General features: G+C 36.8%; 17 protein-coding genes. 11 read left to right on the top strand and 6 right to left on the bottom strand.

The genetic code is table 11. The features are described from left to right. Positions 1 to 87: 87 nt before the first annotated feature. The 7 genes from ACIQ1H_RS13275 to ACIQ1H_RS13305 all read left to right on the top strand — a co-directional run bounded on the left by ACIQ1H_RS13275 (position 88) and on the right by ACIQ1H_RS13305 (position 5,904). Positions 88 to 312, top strand: a complete 225-nt coding sequence (locus tag ACIQ1H_RS13275) for a glutaredoxin family protein (RefSeq protein WP_173478376.1) — start codon at positions 88 to 90, stop codon at positions 310 to 312. Further along, the gene (nrdI, locus tag ACIQ1H_RS13280; RefSeq protein WP_402889371.1) at positions 309 to 668 is read left to right on the top strand and encodes a class Ib ribonucleoside-diphosphate reductase assembly flavoprotein NrdI; all 360 of its coding nucleotides are present in this window, start codon (positions 309 to 311) and stop codon (positions 666 to 668) included. The genes ACIQ1H_RS13275 and nrdI overlap by 4 nt, the downstream gene beginning before the upstream one ends. Next, the gene (gene nrdE, locus ACIQ1H_RS13285) at positions 665 to 2,758 is read left to right on the top strand and encodes a class 1b ribonucleoside-diphosphate reductase subunit alpha (protein ID WP_402889373.1); all 2,094 of its coding nucleotides are present in this window, start codon (positions 665 to 667) and stop codon (positions 2,756 to 2,758) included. The genes nrdI and nrdE overlap by 4 nt, the downstream gene beginning before the upstream one ends. Continuing rightward, the gene (gene nrdF / locus ACIQ1H_RS13290) at positions 2,746 to 3,714 is read left to right on the top strand and encodes a class 1b ribonucleoside-diphosphate reductase subunit beta (RefSeq protein ID WP_173478379.1); all 969 of its coding nucleotides are present in this window, start codon (positions 2,746 to 2,748) and stop codon (positions 3,712 to 3,714) included. Before nrdE ends, nrdF begins: the two co-directional genes overlap by 13 nt. 11 nt (positions 3,715 to 3,725) lie before the next feature. Further along, positions 3,726 to 4,163, top strand: a complete 438-nt coding sequence (gene dut / locus ACIQ1H_RS13295; protein WP_402889375.1) for a dUTP diphosphatase — start codon at positions 3,726 to 3,728, stop codon at positions 4,161 to 4,163. Between the two features lie 198 nt (positions 4,164 to 4,361). Next, positions 4,362 to 5,495 carry a CamS family sex pheromone protein gene (locus ACIQ1H_RS13300; protein WP_402889377.1) on the top strand — a complete coding sequence of 378 codons (1,134 nt, stop codon included), beginning with the start codon at positions 4,362 to 4,364 and terminating at the stop codon, positions 5,493 to 5,495. Between the two features lie 118 nt (positions 5,496 to 5,613). Further along, a complete protein-coding gene (locus tag ACIQ1H_RS13305; protein ID WP_402889379.1) occupies positions 5,614 to 5,904 on the top strand; it encodes a hypothetical protein in 291 nt (96 codons plus the stop codon). 49 nt (positions 5,905 to 5,953) lie between these two features. Here ACIQ1H_RS13305 and ACIQ1H_RS13310 read toward each other — a convergent pair whose 3' ends face one another. Genes ACIQ1H_RS13310 through fdhF form a run of 3 tightly spaced genes read right to left on the bottom strand, consistent with a single transcriptional unit; the run spans position 5,954 to position 10,433 of the window. Continuing rightward, complete coding sequence (locus tag ACIQ1H_RS13310) at positions 5,954 to 7,000, bottom strand: Mrp/NBP35 family ATP-binding protein (protein ID WP_402889380.1); 1,047 nt, start codon at positions 6,998 to 7,000, stop codon at positions 5,954 to 5,956. Positions 7,001 to 7,012: 12 nt separating this feature from the next. Next, positions 7,013 to 7,492, bottom strand: a complete 480-nt coding sequence (locus ACIQ1H_RS13315) for a helical membrane plugin domain-containing protein (RefSeq protein WP_402759823.1) — start codon at positions 7,490 to 7,492, stop codon at positions 7,013 to 7,015. Between the two features lie 4 nt (positions 7,493 to 7,496). Further along, positions 7,497 to 10,433, bottom strand: a complete 2,937-nt coding sequence (gene fdhF, locus ACIQ1H_RS13320) for a formate dehydrogenase subunit alpha (RefSeq protein ID WP_402889382.1) — start codon at positions 10,431 to 10,433, stop codon at positions 7,497 to 7,499. A gap of 571 nt (positions 10,434 to 11,004) precedes the next feature. On the opposite strand from fdhF, the gene ACIQ1H_RS13325 reads away from it, so the two are divergent. Genes ACIQ1H_RS13325 through moaA form a run of 3 tightly spaced genes read left to right on the top strand, consistent with a single transcriptional unit; the run spans position 11,005 to position 13,200 of the window. Continuing rightward, positions 11,005 to 11,352: a Na-translocating system protein MpsC family protein gene (locus ACIQ1H_RS13325; protein WP_173478387.1), complete on the top strand. Its 348-nt coding sequence runs from the start codon at positions 11,005 to 11,007 to the stop codon at positions 11,350 to 11,352. A gap of 12 nt (positions 11,353 to 11,364) precedes the next feature. Beyond that, positions 11,365 to 12,183 (top strand): formate dehydrogenase accessory sulfurtransferase FdhD, encoded by an 819-nt coding sequence (gene fdhD / locus ACIQ1H_RS13330; protein ID WP_402889384.1) that lies wholly within the window; start codon positions 11,365 to 11,367, stop codon positions 12,181 to 12,183. Next, on the top strand, positions 12,184 to 13,200 hold the full coding sequence (moaA, locus tag ACIQ1H_RS13335; protein WP_173478389.1) for a GTP 3',8-cyclase MoaA: 1,017 nt from the start codon (positions 12,184 to 12,186) through the stop codon (positions 13,198 to 13,200). A 49-nt stretch (positions 13,201 to 13,249) separates the two neighbouring features. On the opposite strand, the gene moaC is transcribed toward moaA, so the two are convergent. The 3 genes from moaC to ACIQ1H_RS13350 are packed head-to-tail and all read right to left on the bottom strand — an operon-like array spanning position 13,250 to position 14,812. Further along, positions 13,250 to 13,732 (bottom strand): cyclic pyranopterin monophosphate synthase MoaC, encoded by a 483-nt coding sequence (gene moaC, locus ACIQ1H_RS13340; protein ID WP_173478390.1) that lies wholly within the window; start codon positions 13,730 to 13,732, stop codon positions 13,250 to 13,252. Further along, positions 13,725 to 14,321, bottom strand: a complete 597-nt coding sequence (gene mobA / locus ACIQ1H_RS13345; RefSeq protein ID WP_402889387.1) for a molybdenum cofactor guanylyltransferase — start codon at positions 14,319 to 14,321, stop codon at positions 13,725 to 13,727. Before mobA ends, moaC begins: the two co-directional genes overlap by 8 nt. Further along, on the bottom strand, positions 14,318 to 14,812 hold the full coding sequence (locus tag ACIQ1H_RS13350; protein WP_402889389.1) for a MogA/MoaB family molybdenum cofactor biosynthesis protein: 495 nt from the start codon (positions 14,810 to 14,812) through the stop codon (positions 14,318 to 14,320). Before ACIQ1H_RS13350 ends, mobA begins: the two co-directional genes overlap by 4 nt. Before the next feature lie 107 nt (positions 14,813 to 14,919). On the opposite strand from ACIQ1H_RS13350, the gene ACIQ1H_RS13355 reads away from it, so the two are divergent. Continuing rightward, on the top strand, positions 14,920 to 15,936 hold the full coding sequence (locus tag ACIQ1H_RS13355; RefSeq protein WP_402889390.1) for a thiazole biosynthesis adenylyltransferase ThiF: 1,017 nt from the start codon (positions 14,920 to 14,922) through the stop codon (positions 15,934 to 15,936). Positions 15,937 to 15,947: the final 11 nt, after the last annotated feature.

The raw sequence follows: 15,947 nt of genomic DNA on the forward strand, positions 1-15,947 counted from the left end.
ACGATTTTTTTGTTTTTTTACGTTTCTAACTTAGGCTGTCTCTCCCAAGAGATAGCCTTTTTATATTATGAAAAGAGGGAATTTAAAATGAAACTTTATACGAAAACTATATGCCCAAAATGTCTTTGGGTCAAATCGGAATTACAACGTGCAGGACTTGAAGCAGAAATTGTGAATATTGATCACGATGAGCAAGCAAAACAAAAAATTATGGACGCAGGTTTTTTAAGTGTGCCTGTTCTTGAAGTAAATGACACATTTATAGGAGATGTCAAAGAAATTGTTTCTCAAATTGAGATGATTGCAATATGATCGTTTATGCTAGTCGTACAGGTAATGTGCGAAGTATTGTGACGAAATTAGATGGGGAATCTATTGAAATTTATGATGGATTGTTGCTGACTGAGCCCTTTCTATTAATTACATACACGGACGGCTTAGGTGATATTCCTGCAAAAGTAGCTCGCTTTTTAGAGCAAAACAGGGAGTATTGCAAGGGAGTAGCTGTCAGTGGTAATAGTAATTTTGGGCACCATGTGTTTGGTGGAGCTGGCGAAAAAATTGCAGAAACCTACCAGGTCCCGCTAGTGCGTAAATTAGATTTACGTGGATACCAGGCTGATTATGAAGTAATACAAACGTTTTATGAAACGAGGGTGAAGGGATGAAAACATACTTAAAGCTTAATAATGAGGTGCTTAATCGCTATAGCACGACGGGTCAATTAGAGCTTGAAAAGGACCGTGAGGCAACACGCCGTTATTTTTTAGAATATGTAAATGTGCGTCTACGTTATTTTATTGATATTGAGGAGAAAATACGCTATTTAGTCGATGAGGGTTATTACGAGAAAGAGTTTATCGACATGTATGAGATAGATTTTATTAAACACTTATACAAAAAAGCATACGATTACAATTTCCGCTTCCCATCTTTTATGAGTGCAAGTAAATTTTACGATAGTTACGCAATGAAAAGTCGTGACGGGGAAGAAATTTTAGAAAAATACGAAGATCGTATTGTTATCATCGCTTTATATTTAGCACAAGGGAACACGGTGTTAGCAGAACGTTCCGTTGAAGCAATGATGGAGGCGTACCAACCAGCAACGCCAACCGCGTTAAATAGTGGAAAAAAAGCGCGTGGCGAATTAGTAAGCTGCTTTAAACTATCAATGGACGATTCAATGAATAGTATTGCTGAAAATATTGGTTATTGTTTAGAGCTATCACGCCTTGGCGGTGGAGTAGGGGTAAACTTAACAGATTTACGTCCATTAGGAGATCCAATTAAAGAAATTTTAAATCGTGCAAGTGGTGTGATTCCAGTTGCTAAACTTTTAGAAAATTCCTTCAGCTATTCCAATCAGCTTGGACAACGTAACGGCTCTGGCGTTGTTTACCTAAATATTTTCCATGCTGATATAGAGAATTTTATTTCATCGAAAAAGCCAAATGCTGATGATAAAATCCGACTTGCAACGCTATCAACAGGTATTATTATTCCAAGTATTTTCTTTGAACTTATGAAACGTGATAAAGATATTGTGTTGTTCAGTCCATATGATATTTATAAAGAATATGGGAAACGAATGTCTGAAATCTCCATTACAGAGATGTATTATGAGTTACTAGATAACCCAAATATCCGTAAGATTAAACGCTTGAATGCGCGCAGATTATATACAGAAGTGAAAAAAGCGCAATTTGAATCAGGCTATCCTTTCGAAATCTTTGATGATAATGTCAACGACGTACATCCACTCAAAAATATAGGTCGTGTAAAAATGTCGAACCTATGTACAGAAATTTTACAAGTACAAGAAACAAGTATCATTACTGACCAAAATGAATCAAATGAATACGGACTAGATGTATCGTGTAACTTAGGCTCAATTGATATACATGCCGCAAGTAAAGTAAGTGATTTTGGTACATTAGTAGATACAGCAATGCATCTTTTAACGAATGTGTCACAAATGACGAACATTACGAATGTACCGCCTGTAGCTAAAGCCAATAAGTTAATGCATTCTGTAGGGCTTGGATGTATGAATCTACATGGTCATCTTGTTACAGAGGGGATTATGTACGGCTCTAAAGATTCAATTGCTTTTATGGATAGCTTTATGGAAGCGATGAACTATTATTCACTTAAATCATCGATGGAGATTGCTAAGGAACGAGGCGAAACTTTCTACCGTTTTGAGGATAGTGATTATGCGTCAGGCGTTTATTTTGATCAATATGTTAATAAACTTGAAGAAGAGCTTTCACCAGTTGTATTAAAAGCATTAGGAAATATTCCAATCGTGACATCAAAAATGTGGGAAACATTAAAGCAGGATGTTATGGAATATGGTTTATTCCATTCTTATCGTCTAGCTATTGCACCAACTGGTAGTATTTCATATATTCGTAGCTGTACAGCTTCAATTGCACCAAGTACTGAGCGTGTAGAGGTGCGTGATTATGCGGATAGTCGAACAATTTATCCAATGCCACATTTAACAAATGACAACAGTCATTTATATGTGGAAGCATATGATGTGAATCCATATGATTTAATCGATTTATACGCAGCATCTCAAAAACACGTAGACCAAGGGATTTCGATGACGCTGTATGTCACGGATAACTGGACAACGGAACAGTTAGCGAAAATTTACATTTACGCTTGGGTAAAGGGGATTAAGTCAGTTTATTATGTCCGTCAACGTTTGCAAAGCTTAGAGGAGTGTGTCGCATGTCAAATATAATTTACGAAGCGGTCAATTGGAATAAGTCAACGAGTGAACTCGCACAAGTATTTTGGGACCAACAATGGAAACAAATTTGGTTTCCAGAGGAAATTGCTGTAAGTAAGGATATTCAACAGTGGAAAAACTTCGAACACCAAGATACGTATAAGAAAGTATTTGCAGGCTTAACATTACTTGATACAGTTCAAACGAATATTGGGATGAACCGTGTTGCTGCATATACATCGGACCTTCAAGAAAAGGCTGTTCTTACTGTATTTGATGCTTTTGAAGCAATCCATGCAAAATCGTATTCTTATATTTTCACAACGCTTTGTACAAATGAAGAAATTGACGCGCTATTTGAATGGGTTAAGAAAAACGAATACCTACAATATAAGGCAAATAAAATTGCGGATATTTATAATGGCATTGAAGAAGGGGATTCAGAAAGTTTATGGAAAGCGATGTTCTCGTCCGTAATGCTAGAATCGTTCCTATTCTACTCTGGTTTCTTCTATCCATTGTACTTAGGCGGACAGGGTTTTCTTCGCAATAGTGCAGAAATTATTTCTCTTATTTTACGTGATGAATCCATCCATGGTGTGGCAGTAGGCTTCTTCGCACAAAATTTATATAAGCAATTTTCGAAGGAAAAGCAAGAAGAGCTGACTTTATGGGGATATGAATTATTGCTGGATTTATATCAAAATGAAATGAATTATACAGAAGATATTTATGCAGAAACAGGGTTATCACCTGAAGTAAAAGCGTATGTTCGCTATAATGCCAATAAAGCGTTAATGAATGTTGGTTTTGATCCAATGTTCCCTGAAGAAGAAGTGAATCCAATCGTAATGAATGGTATTCGCAATGAAGGTTCAACATATGACTTCTTTTCACAAAAGGGTTCTACTTACGCAAAAGCAAAAGTAGCGCCAATTACAGATGACACATTTAAATTTAATCGTTAAGGATGAAAAAAATGAACTTAGACGTAAAAATCAAAAGAATTCATGCTGATGCATTGCTACCTTTGCAAGCAAATCCAGGTGATGCTGGAATGGATCTTTATTCAATTGAAGCAGTAGAAATTCCTGCTGGTGAAGCCAAATTAATAAAAACAGGCTTACAAATAGAATTACCAAAAGGGACAGAAGCACAAGTTCGTCCAAGAAGTGGACTAGCACTAAAACATAGTGTAACGGTTCTCAATAGTCCTGGAACAATTGATGAAGGCTACAGAGGGGAAATTGGTGTTATATTAATTAATCATGGTAAAGAAACATTTATCGTGGAGAAATCAATGCGCATCGCCCAAATGGTAATCCAGATGGTTCCTTCTATTCAATTGCAGGAAGTAAATGAATTATCAGAAACGGTTCGTGGAGCTTCTGGATTTGGAGCAAGCGGCACAAAATAAGTGCCAGTCACCCACACAATTATAAACAATTTGCAAAACCCTGTTTTCACAGGGTTTTTTGCATACATTTAAAACAACTTTCAAACTGCTATACACCCTAATATACATTACTACATGAGTAAGTATATTTATGGTAATATTAGGTATAACGATGGTTATAATAAATAGTTATTAAAATATGAAAGGAGCATTAAAGTCATGGTTATAAGAAAAAGTGCGCTTTTATTAATATCACCTTTATTTTTTTTAGCAGCTTGTAGTGATGAGGAAGAAAGTAAAAATAATAATGAGAAAATGTATATATCTTCAATTCAGAAAAAGGAAACATTCGAAATTCAACAACCCGCTAAAATGAATGTAGCAAGAGGATTAATTGTTAGTAATATGAATAATACGATAAATATCAATGAAATAGAAAAAGGGTTAATGAATTTATCAGTTAATTATTTTTCACCTAATAGTTTTTATATGCAAGAAGGCCAATATTTAGATAAAAATATGATTAATCAATGGTTGGCAAGAAAAACGGAAGAAGGCTTAGGTTTAAATCCACCGATAAAAAATAGTACTGGAAATGTGTTAGAGGATGAAAAACAGAATCCACTTTTTTTATCCCATATATTAGAACAAAATTACATTAACAAAAAAAGTGGGAAAATAGAAGGGATGTCATTAGCTATATCGTTGAATGAATATTATGACATACGAGTATCTGATGATAAAGGATTAATTTATACAGACCAAGTGAAAGTTGATAATACCGATGATGATGTCAATGATGTAGAGAATTACGGTAAAAAAATAGCAGAAACAATAGTAAAAAATATAAGAAATCATGAAGCAATGCCGAATGTTCCAATCTATTTAACGTTGTATCAAGAATCCAATAAAAATGATATACTGCCAGGTATTTTTTTAGCTGAAACCTTTATTGGGGAGAGTAAGGATAGAATAGATAAATGGACGGAGATAGATAAAAAAGATTATACATTTCCTTCTGATGCATTATATAGTTTGGATCAAGATACATATAATAAATTATTAAGTTTTAAGGAAGAAATTCAAAAGAATTTCAAGCATTTAAACCCTAAAGCTTTTGGGAAGCTACGATATGAAGAGGGAAAATTAGCAGATATTAAAATAGAAGTACATGCACCTCTAATAAATGATACGGAATTGATTGGTCTTTTGCAGTTTATTAGTACAAAATTAAATGCCATTTTATTTGACTATGTTCCTGTAACAATTCGTATTATCGATCAAAAACAAGATGTTGGAATTATTTTATGGGACCCAGCAGAAAAACAAATTTTCGCCACTCCAATAGAGTGACAGGCACCGAAACAATTCTGATAATTCAATAGGCTATGTTTTGTTCACTTTTCGACTCCATAAAAAAAGAGTATTATTAAATAGGAAGAAACTCTATATAAAAGGATGACGTTCGGACATGAATGAGCAATTAGTGAATTGGATTATTCGCTTTCAAAGGGATAAAGATATTGAAGCACTAGCGAATTTAAAAGACTATTGTTATGAGATGATTGAGCCTTTAATTGCGGAATTTACAGCGAAGTATGGTGAAGATGCAGGAGAGTTATTACGTTTAAAATGGGATAAACGGTTTTATTTTATTTTTACGAAATATCAGGTGAATGTAGGGCTACCTTTAGATTCATTCGTCCAAAATACGTATCGTTTTTATTTCATGCAAGTACTAAAAAAGGCGGGTTATTTGTAACAGAAAAAATCCCTTGATTTGTGTAAAAGCAAATCAAGGGATTTCTGTTTTATTGATGTAGTAAATCTTCTGCTAGCTGAGTAAATATTTCGCCGATAATTGTATCTTCATCATATACCGAGGAGCCTGTATTTTCTTCAGGTTGGGCGAAAGGAATATGAGCTATTACTTGGGCTTGCAGTAAATCTGCCAAATGTTCGGCTCCACCTTGTCCAAACAGATAGTTTTTTTGACCATCTGCCCCTGCAAAATAAGCCATGTTTTCTACTACACCAAGTATAGTATGCTTCGTATGTTGTGCCATCAAGCCTGCACGTGATGCGACATGAGACGCGGCAAGATGCGGTGTTGTCACGATGATTTCTTGTGCTTGTGGAATCATCGCTGCCATATCAATGGCTACATCCCCAGTACCTGGAGGTAAATCAATCAAGAGATAGTCCAAATCGCCCCATAACGTATTGACAAGGAAATTGCGAATCCATTTGTTAAGCATAGGACCGCGCCACATAACAGGCTGGTTCCCATTTGTGAAAAAGCCCATCGACATCAATTTAACCCCATGACTTTCAACTGGAATAGCTGTTTGGTCAATCATGGTAGGTTTTTGCTCAATGTTCATCATAGCAGGAATACTAAAACCATAAATATCAGCATCAAGTATGCCTACACGTTTACCAAGACGGGCAAGAGCGACCGCCAAATTAATCGTAACAGTCGATTTCCCAACACCGCCTTTGCCACTTGTGATAGCAATGAATTGCACACCAGAATTAAGCTGCAACATGTGAGGCATGCCTTGTGCATCAACATTTTTCTCTTGTAAAGAGGCCGTTAATGCACGACGTTCCTGATCTGTCATGGCCCCAAAGGTAATGGCAACACTGGAGGCACCAATCGCTTGTAATGCTTCCTCCACATCTTGCTTGATTTTCGCTTTTAACGGACATCCTGGAATCGTTAAAATAATATCCAGTGATAGATCGGTGTCGTTTATATGAATATTGCGCACCATATTCAATGTGACGATACTCTGATGAAGCTCAGGATCTTGAACTTGTTGTAATGCGTTGATTACATCTTCTTGTACTAACATAACAGAACCACCTTATTCTTTTAAACCTTTGCCAAGTCCCTTTAAGAAATGGACCCCAAAATTGAGCGCACGATTGACATCTGGATCATTTAACATTTTTACAAGCTTAAAGGCACTTACTTTTTCATCGGATTCAAGTGCTTTGTTGGCTTCCTCTACACCTGAATTTAAGCCATCAATTAGCTTTGTCGTTGTTTCAGGACTTAGCTCCGTCAATGCTCCCGCAACACCCATTAAATTATTAATGATATTAGTTACAGGTTTACGTGTTAATTGTCCAAGTGCAACATGGGCGACTTCTTCTTTAGCTTCTAGTAGCTTCATTGCTGCTTCTAATGCACCGATATCATTTAATTCAGCCATAATAAGCAACACTTGATTGACCGCTTCTTCTTGATCAGAAAGTAGTTGTTTGAGATTATCTAATTTTTGTTCCTTTAGCTGTTCTTCTGTTACTTGTTGTTTTTTTATATTTGTAATGGGTGCAGCCATGCTCTCACTCTCTTTCGTTTATGGTTGTTAAGTGAACGTAGCCAGGACGATTCCATTTTCGTTGTACCTCAACACCATTTTGAGGATGACGCTTTTTATAGCGAGGGTTAGTGCGAGGAAGTGGTGTTTTGCCTTTTGCTTTTAGCACTTCTACTCGTACTTTTGTTTGTTTATAAGCTGGTGTTGATGTATTAACATCTGCTGCAGGACCAGTTAAGAAGTTGATAGCTGAATCTTTGCTAACAGAGTTCATTGGTAAAAATAATTCATTTCCTTGTACGCGATCTGTAACAAGGGCATTTAGCTTTAATGCGCCATATGGAGATACTAAACGGAGTAGGGCCCCATCTTCAATGCCTCGTTCTTTAGCCAATTCTGGTGAGACTTCAACGAAAATTTCAGGTACCTTTGATTGAATACCTTTCGATTTATTTGTTAAATTTCCTTCGTGGAAGTGTTCAAGCATACGACCATTGTTAATATGACAATCGTATTGTGCCTCAAATTCAACTGGTTGTACCCAATCATTTAAAGCAAAACGGGCTTTTTTGTCAGGGAAGTTAAAGCCGTCTTCATATAATAACGGTGTATCTTTACCATCGTGGCTACCCCAACAGAAACTACCCCAGCCTTCTAAGACATCATAGTTGGCTTGTGAAAATAGAGGAGACAGGCTCGCCATTTCATCAAAAATATCACTTGGATGATCATAATGCCAATCTGCTCCTAATCGACGTGCTACGGCTTGAAGGATTTCCCAATCTGCTTTTGATTCACCAAGTGTTGGTAAAACTTGATACAGGCGCTGAACGCGACGTTCAGTATTTGTAAATGTACCTTCTTTTTCAAGGGAAGGGGCAGCTGGTAAAATAACATCTGCATATTGTGCTGTACGTGATAGGAAACAATCCTGTACTACAAAAAATTCTATTTGTGAAAGGACCTCATCTACATGGTTGGCATTACAGTCAACAAGTGCCATATCTTCGCCCACTAAATACATCGCTTTCATTTTACCTTCCATAATGGCATCTAACATTTGCATATTAGTACGACCTGGTTGGGACTGAATAGGAACACCATAAGCTTTTTCGAATTTTGCACGTGCCACATCATCAGTCACTTTTTGATAGCCTGGTAATAGATTTGGTAATGTTCCCATATCACAAGCACCTTGAACATTGTTATGACCGCGGAGAGGATAGGCCCCAGCACCAGGACGGCGATAGTTACCAGTTGATAATAGTAAATTTGAAATAGCTGCTGATGTGTATGAACCTCCAGTATTTTGTGTTACACCCATGCCCCAAAGAACGCATGTACCGTCTGCATCACGAATCATCTCAGCAACTTCAATCAATGTTTCTTTCGTAATACCAGTCATTTCTTGTGCATAATCAAGTGTATATGTTTCAAGCACTTGTTTGAAATCATCAAAATGAAGGACATTTTCTTGAATAAAGGCTTCATCATGCCATCCTTGATCAATGATATATTTAGTAACTGCCATTAACCAAACTTGGTCAGTACCTTGTTTCGGACGCATAAAGATATCCGAACGCTCAGCCATTTCATGTTTACGTATATCGGCAACGATTAATTTCTGACCATGTAATTTATGCGCACGTTTCACACGTGTTGCTAAAACGGGATGACCTTCAGCTGGGTTAGCACCAACAATAATGACAAGACCAGCTTTGGCAATATCTTTTATTGTCCCAGCGTCACCGCCTAAACCTACTGTTCGTAATAAACCATCAGTAGCAGGAGATTGACAATAACGAGAACAATTATCGACGTCATTTGTTTCAAATAACTGACGAGCCATTTTTTGAATTAAGTAATTTTCTTCATTTGTAATTTTAGAAGAAGAGATAAAACCAACAGAACCAGGACCATATTGTTGTTGAATACCACCAAGTTTTGTTGCAATTAGATCCAGTGCTTCATCCCATGATGATTCAACAAACTCATCATTTTTACGTATAAGTGGTTTTGTAATTCGTTCTTCTGAATTGACGAAATCCCATCCGAATTTCCCTTTGACACAAGTCGAAATCGCATTTACTGGACCATCGGAAGGCTGTACTTTTAAAATTTTTCGGTCTTTTGTCCATACTTCGAATGAACAGCCTACACCACAGAAAGTACAAACTGTTTTCGTTTTTTTAGTGCGTTTACTACGCATGGCTGCTTCTACTTCAGAAACGGCAAAAATACCGCTATATCCTGGTTCCACTTCCTTAATCAAACTGATCATTGGATCTAACATATCCTGTTTTAAACCAGTCATAAATCCAGCCTCTCCAAGCATGGATTTTTCCATTAAGGCGTTACATGGGCAAACGGTTACACATTGACCACAACTTACACAGGAAGAATCGTTAATGGCAGCCCCTTTATCCCAAATTACACGTGGTCGTTCTGCTTCCCAATCGAGTGATAATGTTTCGTTAACTTGTAAATTTTGGCAAACTTCTACACATTGCCCACATGCAATGCATTGGTTGGGATCATATCGGTAAAATGGATGCGACATATCCAATTCATGTGGTTCAACTTTGGGCGTGTACGGATATTTTTGATGCTCGATTTCCATTAATTCGGCTGTGTTGTGTAATGTACAATTTCCATTGTTATTATCACATACTGTACAGTACAATAAATGGTTTTCGAGTAGACGGTCCATTGCTTCTGTTTGTGCAGCTTTTGCTTTGTCAGAAGTTAATAAAATATTCATGCCGTCTACTGCCTTTGTGGAGCAGGAACGAACTAATTGGCCATTCACCTCCACAATACAAGTATCACATGTTTCAATTGGGTCTACAGCTGGCACATGACAAATCTGAGGATGAGGAATGCCATGTTGATTAATGGTATCAAGGATTGTAGCTCCTTCTTTTACATTATATGGAGCGCCATTAATTTTAATTTGAGTCAAGGTAACTTCCTCCTATTCACTTTGAGACTTATAGGACAACTTGTTACGGCTAAAGACAAAAGGGAATAACAAATCGAGTTGGTTATTTTTGAGGCGATTGTCTTGTTATTATTGTAATTCCCTATTGTTCTTTAATCTACCTCGAAATAGGTGTAAATTCTAGATTATAACAAATTATCCATGTCTCGTTTTTTAAAATAAAAAAATCCACCATGAAATTACATGTCCAAAACATGCTAATCATTCATGGTGGATAAAATTCTTAGCAGGTCTTGCTAAAAACTCAATCTACTTTTATTTTTAATAACAATAGAATTCAAATATTAAAAACACTATGCAACATCGTGAGATAGGGATTAAAATAAATCAATTCCATTTGTGATATGTATTATTATAGACTTATCCTTCAAAATGAACAATATTAATCATAAAATTTATTAAATGAGAATGATTATCAAAAAATATTATCTCTTTTAATTTTTTTCAAGTTGCTATATCATTAACAAACTGTAAGGGTGACCTCATATCAATTTGCCTAAAAAAGTTTATTTACGATGGGAGAATCGTTGCTATGTCAAAAAAAATTCATGAATTTAATGATATGATTCGAAAGTTAAGAAAAGAAGTATTTGGAAAAGGGCCAGAGCGTATTCATACTGTTTTTGTCGAGAATATGGCTGTATCGACTTTATACGGAAATATCACACCGACGGAAAAATTTATTGCCAGTACACCCGAAGGGCTAAAGATGGTACATGCTGCAAGGACGAGTATGATTCAGGATTTATATACACAATCACCACCCGAGGGGATGGAAGAATTGATAGGCAGCAAATTACTGCACTTATTTTCAGATATAAAAATTGAAGAGGATTTTGCGATTTCCGTCTTTGTTTTTGAAAAAAATATTAGTGTGTAAAGGAGATGCCTTATGGATCGAGCAATAACAAGGAAAATTACGCGTGTCGAAGGCCAGCAAGTAAAAGAAATAGATGATTTAATCGTCTCAGAATACGCTGTGACTGTAAAAATTAATCAGCAAGAGTTTGTTACGATGGTTTGTACACCAGAGTATGTGGAAGATATGGTTATCGGCTACTTAGCTTCTGAACGAGTGATACGTAGCTTTGAGGATATTGAGGACATTTGGCACCAAGAGAAAGAGGGCTTTGTGCATATTAAAACAAAACATGTCAATCCCTATTACCAACAGACGCAAAATAAACGTTATATTACCTCTTGTTGTGGCATGAGTCGGCAAGGATTTGTTTTTACCAATGATGCATTAGTAGCGAAAAAAATGGATGATGTTCATGTGCAAATGACGACCGAGGATTGTTTTCGTTTAATGCATGAGATGCAGGACGGTGCAAACATTTTTAAGAAAACGGGTGGTGTGCATAATGCCGCACTATGTAATGTCAATGGCATTGTCTTAAGCCGCATGGATATAGGACGTCATAATGCGTTAGATAAAATATACGGCTATTGCCTCCGTAACAATATTAGTATGCAAGATAAAATCATCGTCTTTAGCGGACGGATATCGTCTGAAATTTTACTAAAAGTCTCCAAAATAGGCTGTGAAATTGTGCTATCTAAATCAGCACCAACTGAATTAGCATTGCAATTAGCAGAGCAACTTGGCATTACGACGGTAGGATTTATCCGACAACATACACTGAATATTTATACACATCCGAAACGCATCCTATTACCTACTCAGAATTCACTGAAAGAAGGAGATTAAATGCATGATCTACAAGACCAATTAAATAGACCTTTAAGAGATTTAAGAATATCCGTAACAGATCGTTGTAATTTTCGTTGCCGCTATTGTATGCCAGCTGAAGTATTTGGTCCAGATTACGCATTTTTACCGTCTAATAAAATATTAACTTTTGATGAGATTGAACGATTAGTAAAAATCTTTGTTTCTTTAAATGTGAAAAAGGTGCGTATTACAGGCGGAGAGCCCTTACTTCGTCGTAATTTGCCTGAACTAATTGCGCGCATTCATCGCATAGAAGGTGTAGAAGATATTGCATTAACTACAAATGGTTCTTTATTAAAAAAATTTGCACAACCATTGGCACAAGCTGGCTTATCTCGTGTTTCCATTAGTCTCGATTCACTGGATGATGAGCGTTTTTCTGAGATGAATGGTCGCCGTGGCAAAGTATTAACAGTGTTAGAAGGAATTGAAAAGGCTGCAGAAGCGGGTTTAAAAGTGAAAATTAATATGGTTGTGCAAAAAGGAAAGAATGATCAAGATATCGTTACAATGGCACAATTTTTTAAAGAAAAACAGCATATTTTACGCTTTATTGAATATATGGATGTAGGAAATTCAAATGGTTGGCGCTTAGATGATGTTGTGTCCAAAAAGGACATTATTGAGCAAATTCATCAATTTTCACCGTTACAGCCAGCAGCGCCAAATTACAAAGGGGAAGTGGCAACACGTTATCAATATCAGGACGCACAAGGTGAGATTGGCGTAATATCGTCTGTTACAGATTCTTTCTGTTCCAGTTGCTCACGTGCTCGTCTCTCGGCAGAAGGAACATTATACACTTGTTTATTTGCAACAGAAGGAACGGATTTAAGAGAGCTGTTACGGTCAGGGCAAGATGATGCTACCATCATCAAATGTATTACAAAGGTATGGGAAACAAGAGATGATCGTTATTCAGATGAACGTAATGAGCAAACAATGGCAAAAAGGAAAAATTCAAAAATTGAAATGTCTCATATTGGAGGGTAGTGTATAAAAAAACAGAAAAAATCGGCAAAATAATGCCGAATTTTTTTGTTTATTTATGCACAAAAGTACCACTTTTCCCACCAGTTTTTTCAACAAGATAGGTTTCTTTAATGACCATTGTTTTATCAACTGCTTTACACATATCATAAAAAGTTAATGCAGCAATAGACACAGCAGTAAGTGCTTCCATTTCAACACCAGTTTTCCCACTACATTTGACCGTAGCTTGGATATGGAGCTCATAGCCATTCTCTGCCTTTTCGTAATTAAATTGAAAATCTGTGCCTTGTAGCATGATGGGATGGCACATGGGAATGATATCTGCGGTTTTTTTTGCACCCATAATCCCTGCAATTTGAGCAACTTGCGTTGGATCACCTTTTTTAATGTCACCTTGTTGGATGGCTTCATAGACAACATCAGATAAAGTTATGATACTACGAGCAATTGCAGTACGTGTCGTGATTTCCTTTTCTGAAATATCAACCATTTTAGGACGACCTTCGTCGTTCCAGTGTGTAAAATTATTCATTGTTAGACTCCTTTTTATTTGTTTTTAACCAATCTTGCTGTGCATTAATATTGATAAATGTCGAGTTATCATCATCAAAAGGGACATAACAAACCCGTAGTTGTTCTAACAGCACTTTCATACTTCGTTTGTTTTGTTCCATTAATTGTTGTGCCTTGGATAAAGCTGTACGGCGATATAATGCAGCTAATGGTTGATCGCGTAGCGTTTGCAAAGGAACAATCGCATCATAATCGTCATGAATGAAGGTGACCATTTTTTGGATAAAATCAGCATTCATATAAGGCATATCGCTTGCTACGACAAAAAACCATTCCACATCAGGATAGGTTGTCATAATATGATGCAAGGCAAAAAGGGGCCCTTGATGTAGCTGCTTTTCGATGACCCAGTGGACGTTTTCCTCTTCAAACTGATATTGTAAGTGCGCATTTGTAGCAATGATGAGAGGGGAAAGCTGATTTTTTTGCAACGCTATGAGACTATGCTTATATAAAGGTTGCCCAGCAAACATCTCAAACATTTTAGGTTTACCATACCGAGAGGATTGACCGCCAGCTAATACAATACCAGCAATTTTCATTTTCATAAGCGATGCAACTCACCAACAAAATGTTTGACAGTCGGTAATATGAGCTTCGTCATAGCCAGTGTCACCGCATTTGTGGAGCCTGGTAAAACGTAAATGGCTGTTTGTTGAAGACTCCCAGCAGTAGCACGACTAAACATCGCTCTTGGGCCAATTTCTTCATAGCTGAGTGTTCGAAATAATTCACCAAACCCCATCATTTCTTTTTCAAAAAGAGGCAAAATGGTGTCGTAAGTTTGATCTCTTGGTGTAAAACCTGTTCCACCCGTGACGATAATGGTATTAATTGTTGAATCACTGCACCATTTTTTTACATGACTAGCGATATCCAATGGCTCATCCTTTGTTAGTTGATAGTCCACAACGTCAAATGTAGCTTCTTGAAGTAATGATTGAATACGCTGTCCAGCATGATCATCTGCCTTTGTGCGTGTGTCACTGACCGTTAAAATAGCAACTTGTATTGGTTGCTGATGATGTGTGGGATGCACAGTAAAGACCTCCTTCGAACATGTTTTACTTAAAAACATTGCCTTTATTATAATGCTATAAATGAAAAGGTCAAACGAAAATTCATAGAAAGAAAGGCCATATACTTATGCAAAATAGATATTCTAGACAACAATTATTTAATCCTATCGGACAAACAGGGCAAGCCTCCATCCAACAAAAACATGTCCTAATAATAGGTGCGGGTGCATTAGGGAGTGCTAGTGCTGAAGCGCTTGTGCGTGCGGGTATTGGCAAACTGACACTCATTGACCGTGATTATGTAGAGTGGAGTAATTTACAACGACAACAATTGTATACAGAGCTAGATGCACAAGAGAAAATGCCGAAAGTTATTGCAGCTAAAAATCGTCTCCAACAAATTAATGCAGAAGTAGAAATCAATGCGGTCATTATGGATGCTTGTACACAATCGCTGCTACCATTGTTAAAAGGTGTAGATGTGTTGGTCGATGCGACTGATAATTTTGATGTTCGTTTTTTTATGAATGACCTTGCTCAAAAATATGGTATTCCTTGGGTTTACGGCTCCTGTGTTGGAAGTTATGGTGCGACCTATACGATTGTACCTGGCAAAACACCTTGTTTACATTGCTTATTAAAAGTAATGCCCCATACAGGGATGACTTGCGATACGGTAGGAATTATTAGCCCAACGGTCCAAATTGTTGCTGCCTATCAAGTGGCAGAAGTTTTAAAATTGCTTGTTGGTGATGAGAAAGCGTTAAGAAAAAGCTACTTAACGTTTGATGTTTGGCAAAATCAACACTATGAAATCAATGTAGATAAAATAAGGCAGTCCGATTGTCCATCTTGTGGTAATCACCCAACATATCCTTACTTATCCTATGAAAATCAAACTAAATTACAGATACTTTGTGGACGAGATGCGGTACAAATTCGACCACCAAAGCCAATCTACTATCAGTTCGAGCAGCTGGCAAACCAGCTTCGCGCCTATGGTGAAATTCAGATGAATCCTTATTTGCTTTCTTGTCAGGCTGACGATTACCGAATCGTCATTTTCCAAGATGGGCGAGTTGTAATTCATGGTGTACAAGATATACAAAAAGCTAAAACCATTTATTATCGTTTATTAGGTTAAAGGAGTGTGTA

It is taken from the genome of Lysinibacillus sp. NPDC097279 (assembly GCF_044761745.1).
Taxonomy (GTDB): Bacteria; Bacillota; Bacilli; order Bacillales_A; family Planococcaceae; genus Lysinibacillus.